Origin of the sequence: Actinomadura roseirufa, assembly GCF_900659635.1 — a bacterium.
In the GTDB taxonomy this organism is placed as follows: Bacteria; Actinomycetota; Actinomycetes; order Streptosporangiales; family Streptosporangiaceae; genus Spirillospora; species Spirillospora roseirufa.
In genome coordinates this window covers 1-7,840 of record NZ_CAACVB010000315.1, presented here as the reverse complement: position 1 = coordinate 7,840, position 7,840 = coordinate 1, and the positions used below count along the sequence as shown (strand labels likewise).

The window sequence follows — 7,840 nt, the reverse complement described above, 5'->3', positions numbered from 1 at the left end:
TGCTGACCGGCCGCGGCGGGGCCCGCCGCGCCGCCGGCCGTCCGGACGAGGCGCGCCGCGACTGGGAGGAGGCCGTCGCGATCGCGCGGCGGACCGGCGACCGGGACGCGCTCGTCCCCGCCGTCACCGCGATCGGCGGCCCGGCGCTGTGGTACTGGCGCCCCTACGGCGTCGTGGACGGCGCGATGGTCGAGGTCATCGAGGGGCTGCTGGACGGCCCGCTGGAGCCCGCCGACCGGGCCGCGCTGCTCGGCGCCCTCGGGCTGGAGCTGCACTACGGCCCCCGCGGCGCCGAGGGCGAGCGGCACGCCCTGGAGGCGGTCCGCGTCGCCCGCGAGTCCGGGGACGTCCCGGTGCTCGCCCGCGCCCTGAACAACTACCTGCTCGCCTCGTTCGCGCCCGGCCGCAACGCCGCCCGGCGCGCGGCGGCGGAGGAGCTGGCGCACCTGCCGGGGCTGCCGGGCGGCGGGGAGATCCTGGCACGGGTGTTCCTGATGTCGTGCATGCTGCGCGACGGGGACCTGGCCGGCTGGGACCGCGAGCTGGCCCGCTGCGAGCGGCTGCTGGACGCGGCGCCCCACACCGACCTGGAGTCCATGGTCGGCATCGCCCGCACGGCCCGCGCCACCCTCGGCGGCCGGTGGGACGAGGCGGAGGACCTGCTCGGCCGGTACGGCGACATGCGCTTCGGCGCGTCCCTGTGGGGCGCCCGGTTCCGCCGCATGGTGACGACCTTCACCTGCCGCCGAGGGCAAGGCCGGGTGCCGGAGATGCTGGACGAACTGGTGGACGCGGCAGGGGAACCGGACCTGGTGCCCCTGAGACCCGTCGCGGTCCTAGCGGCAGTGGAGGCGGGCCGTACCGACCTGGCCCACGACCTCATAGGCCGCTGGGGCACGACCGTCCCCGAGGACTGGGTGGCCGACTTCCTCCTGCCCGTCTGGGGCCTGGTCGCCGCACGCCTCGGCACGCCCGACCCCCAGTCCATGTACGAACGCCTCGTCCCGTACGCGGACCTGTTCGTCGTGGCGGGAATGGGGACCGCCTGCTGGGGCTCGACCCATCTCGTCCTGGCGGAGCTGGCACGGAGCCTGGGACGCGAGGACACGGCACAGACGCATGCACACGCGGCCTTGCGGATCCATCGCGACCATGGCCTGACGTACTGGGAAGAACAGAGCAAACGCCTCCTGGGCTGACCCCGGAGGATCATGGTTTGGCGAGCAAATCACGCCGCCGGTCGAATCGAGTGGTGATTTTCCGTGCACGCTTCGCTACCGACTGTGACGATGAGGGTCTGAGACCGAAACGGTTGACCACCTGGTGAGGTAGTTGATGTTCCCCGCGATCACCTTCGCCCCCGCGCCGCCGGACGCCCAGCGCTGGCGGCGCCCCTTCCCCGGCGAGCCCGTCCAGGCCGCGGCGGCGCGCCGCTTCACCGCGGCGCTCCTGGCCGGCTGCCCCCGGCTCGACGACGTGCTCCTCGCCGTCGACGAGCTGGTGGTCAACGCGCTCCGGCACACCAAGTCCGGCCAGGACGGCGGCACCTTCACCGTCGAGATCGCCCGCTGGGACGGCGGCATCGCCGTCTCCGTCGCCGACCAGGGCGGCCCGTCCGAACCCGTGGCCGGCGACCCCGGCCTCGACGCCGAGTCGGGCCGCGGGCTGCGCACCGTGTCCGCCGCCGCAGACGGCTGGGGCTGGTTCGGCAACGACCGCTCCCGCACCGTCACCGCCCTGTTCGCCGCCTGCCCGGCCCGGGACCCGGCCACCCTGGAGGCCGCCTGACCACCCGATCCTGATCACCGGCTCCTGACCACCGGTGATGGGCCGTCGGGGCGCCGATGTTCAGAACGGGACCGGCTCGTCACCGTGGTCGGGTTCGGTGAGGGACGCGGAGACCGCCGCCGCGCGGTGACTGACGGCGGCGGCACCGGCCAGAACCTCTCCGGTTCGCGGGTCGATGCGCACGCCGTCGACCACGATCGGCGCCTTCGGGTCGCTCGGGGCCCGGTCCGGGCACCACTGCGCCACCGGGCAGGCCGCGCACCAGTGGCCGGGGGTAGCGCGGAAGACGGTGTCCTTGTGCCAGTCGGCCGTCATCCGGACGAGGACCTTCCGCGCGGCCTCGCGCACGGCCGGATCCGCGACATCGAAGGAGAGCACCTCGGCGGCCGAAGGCGTCAGGGTCTCCAGTTCCACGACGCCGCCGCCGTCACCCCCGAACACCTGATGCGCGACCAGCCGCACCGCCAGCGCGAGCTGCGGAACGCGCGCGATCACGTCTTCCATGGTGCCGTCCGGCGCGGGGACGAGCGTGGTCTTCTGCTCCCGGTAGACCACCCGCCCGTCCACTTTGCGGATCAGGTCGGGTTGCGCGACGACCAGCACGTCCGCCGCCGGGTCGTGCACCGCGACGTTCGGCTCGGGCTCGACGTCGGTGACGGCTCCGGGCCCGCCCAGCGGGCACGTGGCCAGGTGCGCGAGAAGGAAGGGGCGGGCCTCGTGGTACTCCTCCCGGGTCATGAGCTCCGCGGCCGGCCCGAGCTCCGGCGCGTCCGGCTCCGGAAGGTCGCCGGGCTCGCACGCGCGGACGGGGTACCTGGCGTGCGCGGCCTCGAGCCACCGGTGGACGGCCCGGCCCCGCCCGGCCGCCGAACCGTCCGACCACGAGGCGGCCGGCAGGCGCAGTTCCCGTAGATGCGCCTGGGCGGGGCACACGAGGTACTGGCGCCCCGTCGTGACCGACCACGTGCGGCGGTGCGTTCCGGTGTCCTGGATGCCGAGGAGCCCGGGAACCCGGCGGAGCGCCTCGCACGACGACGACGCCTTGCATCCGGCACAGTCGGAGCCCGGTCGCTTGCCGCCGCCGAAGACGATGTCGCTGACGTGATGCCGGGCCTTCTCCTGGTAGGTCCGGCGGACGTCGCCGGGGTGCGCGTCCACCAGGACGCGCGGCGGAACCCCGGCGGTCAGCATCACCTCCACCACCCTGATCCGTTCGGGCTCGCGCCCGTCCGGGACGACCTCGACCGGAAGGTCCCGGTAGACGCTCCCCTCCGCGCGGAGTCCGGCCGCCGCCACGAACGCCAGGACGTCGTTGGACAGGGCGTCGCGCGCCCCGGCCCTGCTCATCCGCAGCCGCCGGAACTCCCGGACGGCCCCGTCGGCGGAGGCGTACCAGCGGCCCCACGCGGTCAGCAGCCGCAACTCGGCCGCCGACTCGTGCTGGACGACCCGGGGCCGCTGCTCGGGCACGAGCGCGACGCCCTCGGCTTCGAGCTCCTCGGCGATCCATTCGCCCGCCCGCAGGTAGGCGTCGCAGGCGTGCCCCACCCACTGCCGGACACCGGCGTGCACGGTCGAGCGGGTGCGCGCGATGACCTGCTCAACGGCCTGCCCCACGTCGACGCCCGTCGACTCGACCCGGTCGAGCGCACCCATGACCAGCCCCAGCGGAAACGACTCCCACGGCGGGTAACGGGCCGGTTCGCGCCGACTGGGCCAGACCCTGGGACGGGCCTTGAGCGCGGCGAAGTCCCCGCACTGCCGGCCGTCGTGGTCGAGGGCGCTCGCCGAGAGGCGGATCACCAGCGGCTCGCCGCGCAGCCCGCTCGGCATGGTCCAGAGCTTGTGGGGGGTCATGACTGCTCCCGCGACGCCAGAAGGAATAAGGCTCCACCGTAGGAGACCCGAACCGGCTCAACCATCACCTCCAAAGATCACACCTCCCGTGTCGTCCAGGACGAGGCCCCGGAGAATCGGAAAGCGGCGTGTCTGGGCACCCCGCTCCTCATGTGGTTGTAGAACGGTTTTCCAGGGGGGCTCAGTAGGCGCGGGTGATCGTTCCGCTGGTGCCCCAGTCGTTGTATCGGGCCGAGTAAAAGGAGTGATAGACGAGGCTGGGGCTCACCGTGGACCAAAGGTCGATATCGAGGCTTTTGGGAAGGTGGTCCCTGTCCGTGACCAAAGTGAAGGTCGCCCTGGAGGACTTTCCGTCGAGTGCGCGATAGAAAGGTGCGACCGGGCCACCGGCAGCGAGACGGGCACCAGGAGTGGAGCCGCGATAGGTCACGGTCCCCGCGTCCGAACTTCGTTGGAGTGAGGTCGCGTTTCGCAGCAACTCGACAATATTGTAGGGAGAGGTGACCCAGCGGACCTCGCTCGCCACCCATGCCGACCGCTCGCCCTCCTCCTGATCTGGTGCGGAGCTCAGCGGCAGGCACCTTCGAGGGTCGTCCCGATAAGAGACGCAGTCGCCGATGATCATCATTCGAGGAGTGGAAGCGAACCCGGAATCGTCGGCCTCGCGGGAGGCCTTCAACGTGAAGTCATAGTTGGTGCTCCCACCAGCACGGAAGTGCAGGCGGCCTTCGGCGGTAAAAGTGTCATCGCTCTCCGCCATCTGTCCTTCGGCGGTGAAAGTGGCCGTTCTCCAGAGGCCGGTCGCCTGTTCAATCGCCGTGGCGATGCCGGCGCTTCCGGTCGGTGCGGAGGGGTTCGCCGCCCTCGTCCTGGTCCGTTCCTCTTCGATCGGTATTAAGGGCGCTTTCGATCCTCGTGGGAGTGGCGTGGAGCGTCCACGATCCGGGGCTTTCCCGCCGATGGCCAGCGCCACCATGCCGGACGCGAGAAGGGCGGCCACGGTGACACCTGCCGCAAGGAGAACGGGCCGAGTCCGCAGGCCGCCGGTGGGCTGCTCCATCCGAGGCATGCGAACCGTGGTCCAGCGGGCGGTGCGCTCGTCCGCAAGGTCCTCGTCGTCCGCCATGGCGAGTGCGCGCCCCTGTGCGAGGGCCTCGGGAGCCGCGATGGGGCCCTGGGAGTGTTCCAAGAGGCGTAGGAGGACGTCCCGACTGTCAGGACGCTTCCCGGGGTCCTTCCTCAGGGCCTGGGATACGAGTTCACGGAGTGAACCGGTGAGGTCCCCAAGATCGGGCTTGCCCTTCACGATGCGGGTCAGGACGGCCGGGATGGTGTCCTGTCCGTATGGTGGACGGCCGTTCGCCGCGTAGGCGACGACCGCTCCCCATGCGAAGACGTCCGCCGCCGTTCCGACGACCTGACCGGCCAGTTGCTCGGGTGCCATGTACGAGGGGGTTCCGATGACCGTGCTCGCGACGGTCGCGGTCGCGTCCACCGAACGCGCCACGCCGAAGTCGATCACACGGGGGCCGTCCGCGCCCACGAGGACGTTCCCCGGCTTGAAGTCGCGGTGCACGATGCCGGCCTGATGAATCGCCGCGAGCGCGGTCGCCGTCCCGATCGCGAGACGGTAGAGAGCGGGCCCGCTCTGCGCGCCCTTCTCCTCGACCAGCTCGCGGAGCGTGGGACCGGCGATGAACTCCGTGACGACGTAGGGAAGCCCGTCCTCCTCGCCGACGTCGAGGATCTCGGCGGTGCAGAAGGACGCCACCCGGCGCGCGGCGGAGATCTCCCGCAGGAGAACGTCCCGGGAGCCACCTCGATCATGAAGGATCTTCAGCGCGACCCGCGCGCCGTCGTCGTCCTCGGCGAGGTAGACCACGCCCTGCCCGCCCTCTCCGAGGCGGCCGGTCAGCCGGTACCGGCCGAGTCGTTCTGGGTCTCGCGAGGTGAGCGGTCGAGGCGTCGTCGTCATGCTCGCCAGTGCTTCCGGAGGAGTGGCATCACGGCGATGCCCGGGTCTCAAAGGCACGCGGCCGCCCTTCATGGGGTCGAGGAACAAGGCGGCACGGTGCCCGCCGCCGGCCGGCCCGTCGCGCTCGGTCTATGGACGGCTCAGAGCATCCGGACGTTTACACGGCGCTCCGTCGGATCGCCTGGCGTCCCACCGCCCGCGCGGCCGGTGTGCGGGCCGAGGCCCGCCCCGGCTCGCGGAGCCCGGCGACCCGCCGAGGCGGCGACCGTCGCGCCCTCACCTGGATCCCGGCGGTGCGCCTCAAGGCGCGGGGTGGGTGGGGTGGGGTGGAGGGGGGCTCCGGTTTGGTGACTCGTGTGGTTTCGGAGAGTGAGGAAGGCCAATACACGCCCGGCGAACGCGTTGTGAATTTTTGATTCCGGAGGTCCGGAAGTCGCGTCCTTCGGGGATCGCAAGGGCGAAATCTGACGAAGATGGGTGATCACTCCGTCGGCCCGCGGAATGGAGCGGCTGATATAAAGGAGTCCGTCACAATTCGATACGTCGCCCGGAGTGCAGATGCGCCTCTCCCGCCAGTTTCTGGCCGCTTTCGGCGCGGTGACCCTCGCCGCCGGTTCGTTCGCCTGGTCCGGATCCGCCTCGGCGGCCGGGACGAACTACGTCGCCCTCGGCGACTCCTACTCCTCCGGCACGGGGGCGGGTGACTACGACCCCGCGGGCGGGTCGTGCAACCGCAGTGCCAACGCCTACCCCAAGCTCTGGGCCGCCGCCCACACGACGAGCTCGTTCAAGTTCGCCGCCTGCTCGGGCGCCACCACCACGTCCGTCGCCGACGGGCAGCTCGGCGCGCTCGACTCCTCGACGACGCTGGTCAGCATCACCGTCGGCGGCAACGACGCCGGGTTCACCGGCGTCATGCAGACCTGCGTGCTCAACTCCGACTCCGCCTGCGTGAACGCCGTGAACACGGCCAAGAGCTACGCGCAGAACACCCTGCCCGGCCGGCTTGACTCGGTGTACGGCAAGATCCGTGCCAAGGCCCCGTCCGCGCGGGTCGTGGTGCTCGGCTACCCGCACCTGTACAAGATCGTCAACGTGTGCGTCGGGCTCAGCAACACCAAGCGGAACGCTCTCAACGGCGCCGCCGACGCGCTGGACGCCTCCGTCTCGGCCGCGGCCGGGCGGGCCGGGTTCACCTTCTCCGACGTGCGGGACGAGTTCGCCGGGCACGAGCTGTGCTCGGGCGACGACTGGCTCAACTCGGTGACCCTCCCCATCGACTCCTCCTACCACCCGACGTCGACCGGGCAGCGGTACGGCTACCTGCCCGCGTTCAGCGGCTCGACTTCGCTCACCCTTCAGCAACAGGGTTAAATCCCGACGGCGATTGACGGCCGTGGTGGTCCTTGGAAAAGGACCGCCACGGCCGTCCGCGTTCCCGGCAATTACCGGTGCCGCCGCGGATTCGAGCGCTTAACGCATTTCACTCGAGGATCGCTCGTCAACGGCTCGGGACGATCGGCGCCGTCGCCTCTTCCAGGCACGCCGCGTTCGGATAGCGCTCCTTGAACACGATGTCGCGGCCGTTCCAGGCGCCTCGGATCTCCACCTCGCGCGGGTCGAACGCGCGCGGGCACCGCTCCGACCGGTGGCGGAGCCGATCCAGGTCGCCGTTGATCTCCCTGAGGCGGGCGCACGCCCGCGCCGGCGCCGGATGCGTCCCGCCGTCGGGGGAGCAGGTCAGCGACCAGCGCAGGGTGCTGCCCTCGCGCAGGTCGTAGCGGGTGATGCCGAACCTGCCGGCGGGCGCGGTGCCGTTCGTCGTGCCGTCCGGCGCGGTGTGGGCCACGGCGCGCGTCGTCGTGGGGGCCGCCGCCAGTGCCGGGGGCGCGGTCGTGGGGGCCGTCGAAGCCGCTGCCGCAGTCGCCAGGGCCAGGGCGACGGCGCGGGGGGATGTGCGCACGCTGCTCCTCTTCTCGATCGCTGAAAGGAGTCGAATCGTAGCGGAGAGTGGTCATGGCGGGTGTCGGCTTTCCCTGTGGCTATCGGGGGCTGTATTAATGATCTACAACGTAAAGGAACCGGGCCGGTCGCGCCGTCGGGCTCGACCGCGCGGTCTTTGCTACGGGTACCGGTGTCGTACAGGTGCAGGCTCACAGGCCCAGGTTATTGGATCGGAGTGCAATCGCGCGGCGCACTTCGGCCACCCGGCGCCGGTTC

6 protein-coding genes are annotated in these 7,840 nt (G+C 71.4%); 3 read left to right on the top strand and 3 right to left on the bottom strand.

All coding sequences use genetic code 11. The annotated features are described in order from the left end of the window. Both E1291_RS36330 and E1291_RS36325 read left to right on the top strand, forming a co-directional pair. The coding region (locus tag E1291_RS36330; protein WP_131742589.1) for a hypothetical protein at window positions 1–1,199 on the top strand (1,199 nt) is incomplete at its 5' end. A 136-nt stretch (window positions 1,200–1,335) separates the two neighbouring features. Beyond that, on the top strand, window positions 1,336–1,788 hold the full coding sequence (locus E1291_RS36325; protein WP_131742588.1) for an ATP-binding protein: 453 nt from the start codon (window positions 1,336–1,338) through the stop codon (window positions 1,786–1,788). A gap of 60 nt (window positions 1,789–1,848) precedes the next feature. On the opposite strand, the gene E1291_RS36320 is transcribed toward E1291_RS36325, so the two are convergent. Both E1291_RS36320 and E1291_RS36315 read right to left on the bottom strand, forming a co-directional pair. Next, window positions 1,849–3,645: a PD-(D/E)XK nuclease family protein gene (locus E1291_RS36320; protein ID WP_131742587.1), complete on the bottom strand. Its 1,797-nt coding sequence runs from the start codon at window positions 3,643–3,645 to the stop codon at window positions 1,849–1,851. 181 nt (window positions 3,646–3,826) lie between these two features. Continuing rightward, complete coding sequence (locus E1291_RS36315; RefSeq protein WP_131742586.1) at window positions 3,827–5,707, bottom strand: protein kinase domain-containing protein; 1,881 nt, start codon at window positions 5,705–5,707, stop codon at window positions 3,827–3,829. Window positions 5,708–6,178: 471 nt separating this feature from the next. Between E1291_RS36315 and E1291_RS36310 the strand changes: the two genes are divergently transcribed. Further along, the gene (locus E1291_RS36310) at window positions 6,179–6,994 is read left to right on the top strand and encodes an SGNH/GDSL hydrolase family protein (protein ID WP_131742585.1); all 816 of its coding nucleotides are present in this window, start codon (window positions 6,179–6,181) and stop codon (window positions 6,992–6,994) included. Between the two features lie 127 nt (window positions 6,995–7,121). Here the strand turns inward: E1291_RS36310 and E1291_RS36305 are convergent, their stop codons facing one another. Beyond that, window positions 7,122–7,583, bottom strand: a complete 462-nt coding sequence (locus E1291_RS36305) for an SSI family serine proteinase inhibitor (protein WP_131742584.1) — start codon at window positions 7,581–7,583, stop codon at window positions 7,122–7,124. Window positions 7,584–7,840 lie beyond the last annotated feature (257 nt).

Excerpts from the sequence above, each read along its gene's own strand:
- E1291_RS36325 (WP_131742588.1), top strand. The coding sequence starts at position 1,336 with ATGTTCCCCGCGATCACCTTCGCCCCCGCGCCGCCGGACGCCCAGCGC.
- E1291_RS36320 (WP_131742587.1), bottom strand. The coding sequence starts at position 3,645 with ATGACCCCCCACAAGCTCTGGACCATGCCGAGCGGGCTGCGCGGCGAG.
- E1291_RS36310 (WP_131742585.1), top strand. The coding sequence starts at position 6,179 with ATGCGCCTCTCCCGCCAGTTTCTGGCCGCTTTCGGCGCGGTGACCCTC.